The following is a 2,497-nucleotide window of genomic DNA, read 5'->3' on the forward strand; positions in this document are numbered from 1 at the left end:
TGTTGTCGGAGTCCGAGCGTGAGTTGTTGGTGCCGGTGCGTGGTGGTGTGTCGGTGGTGGGTCGGTTGTTGCCGGAGATTTTGGTTTCTGCGGTAGATGTTGCGGGTGTGGATGGTGTGGCGTTGGTGTGTGGTGGTGTGTCGGTGTCGTATGGGGAGTTGGATGTTCGGTCTTCGCGGTTGGCGCGGTTGTTGATCGGTCGTGGTGTGGGTGTGGGTTCGTTTGTGGCGTTGGGGTTGCGGCGTTCGGTGGAGTCGGTGGTTGCGGTGTGGGCGGTGGCGAAGGCTGGGGGTGCGTTTTTGCCGGTGGATCCGTCGTATCCGGTGGATCGTATTGCTCATATGTTGTCCGATTCTGGTGCTGTGGTGGGGATTACCGCGGTCGAGTATGTGTCGGATGTGGGCCGGGCCGGTGATGGGGTGTCGTGGATTGTTCTCGACGATGAGTCGATCGTCGATGAGGTTGGTGAGTTTTCTGGTGGGCCGGTGTCCGATGGTGATCGGTTGGGTTCGGTTCGTCTCGATGATGCGGCGTATTTGATTTATACCTCGGGTTCGACGGGTGTTCCGAAGGGTGTGGTGGTGACGCATCGGGGTTTGGCGAATTTGGCTGAGGTGGAGCGTGTTCGGTTCGGGGTGACTGCTGGCTCGCGTACGTTGTCGTTTGCGTCGCCGAGTTTCGATGCGTCGGTGCTCGAGTTGTTGTTGGCGTTTTGTGGTGGTGCGGCGATGGTGATTGTGCCGACGGATGTGTTCGGTGGTGTCGAGCTTGCTCAGTTGCTGCGTGAGGAGGAGATTACGCATGCTTTTGTGACGCCGGCGGCGTTGGCGTCGGTGGATCCGGCCGGTCTCGATTCGCTTGCAGTGGTAGCGACCGGTGGTGATGCTTCGGGTTCTGATTTGGTTGAGCGTTGGGCGCCGGGCCGTTTGATGTTCAATGCGTATGGTCCGACGGAGGCGACGGTGTTTGCGTCGTTGAGTGCGCCGATGTCGCCGGGGGTTCCGGTCGATATCGGCTCTCCGGTGTTGGGTTTTGCTGTGGTGGTGTTGGACTCGCGTTTGCAGCCGGTGCCGGTGGGTGTTGTGGGTGAGTTGTATTTGGCTGGTCCTGGGTTGGCGCGTGGTTATCATGATCGGTTGGGTTTGACGGCGGAGCGGTTTGTGGCGGCGCCGTTTTCTTTGGTGGGGGAGCGGATGTATCGCACGGGTGATGTGGTGCGGTGGAATGGTTCTGGGGTTTTGGAGTATGTGGGGCGTAGCGATTTTCAGGTGAAGGTTCGTGGTTTTCGGATCGAGTTGGGTGAGATCGATGCGGTGATTGCTGCTCTTCCTGAGGTTGATTTCGTGGCGACTTTGGGTGTTGATGGTCCTGGTGGTGCGGCGGTGTTGGTGTCGTATGTGTTCGGTGTCGGTGGTGGGTTGGTCGATGTCGATGCGGTGCGTGATCGGGTGGTGTCGGTGTTGCCGGCGCATATGGTTCCGTCGGTGTTTGTGGTGTTGGATTCGATTCCGTTGACTCCGGCGGGCAAGTTGGATCGTCGAGCACTACCGACACCAGAACTCGGACGTAAATCCGAATTCCGTTCTCCGGAAACAGTTCAGCAGCAAAAGATCGCCGATGTGTTCACCGAGCTACTCGACGGCCGCAGGATAGGTATCGACGAAAGCTTCTTCGACCTCGGTGGAAATTCACTTGTCGCAACGCGCCTGCTGGCGCGTGTCAATGCGGAGCTGGATACCGGATTGAGAGTTCTCGACCTCTTCGAGGCACCGACCATCGAAGCGTTGGCGTTACGCGCCGAAAGTTCCAAGGCCCGGGGTGTACGTCCGGTGTTGGGTGTGGTGGAGCGTCCGTCGGTGATTCCGTTGTCGCAGGCGCAGAGTCGTATGTGGTTCATCAATCAGTTCGATACGTCTTCGCCTGCGTACAATATTCCGCTTGCTGTGCGGTTGTCGGGTGCGCTCGATGTTGTTGCGTTGGAGGCGGCGGTGGGGGATGTGTTGGTTCGTCATGAGTCGTTGCGTACTACGTTCCCGGTGGTGGGGGAGTTGCCGCGTCAGTTGATCGGGTCTGTTTCCGATGTGGCGGTGGAGTTGGCGGTGGTGGAGCTCGATGCGGGGGGTGTGCAGGAGCGGATTGTTGCCGATGCTGCTGCGGGGTTCGATGTGACGGTGGATGTGCCGTTTCGGGCGTCGTTGTATCGGGTGGGTGTCGATGAGTTCGTGTTGGCGATTGTGGTGCATCATATTGCTGCTGATGGTGCGTCGATGGCGCCTCTTGCTGCTGATGTGATGGTGGCGTATGGCGCTCGGGTTGCTGGTGGTGTGCCGGGGTGGGAGCCGTTGGCGGTGCAGTATGCGGATTACACGTTGTGGCAGCGTGAGGTTCTCGGGAGTGAGGATGATCCGGGGTCTGTGGTGTCGCGGCAGTTGGAGTTTTGGTCGGGAGTGTTGGCGGATGTGCCGGATGTGTTGCCGTTGCCGATCGATCACCCACG

1 protein-coding gene is annotated in these 2,497 nt (G+C 59.3%); it reads left to right on the plus strand.

Features of this window, described 5'->3' with window-relative positions; all coding sequences use genetic code 11:
* Positions 1 to 2,497, plus strand: a 2,497-nt coding sequence (locus BJD99_RS11415) for a non-ribosomal peptide synthetase (protein ID WP_143542126.1), incomplete at both ends; no start/stop codon positions are given.

The sequence above is a fragment of the Rhodococcus sp. 1163 genome (assembly GCF_002091985.1).
Lineage (GTDB): Bacteria > Actinomycetota > Actinomycetes > Mycobacteriales > Mycobacteriaceae > Rhodococcoides.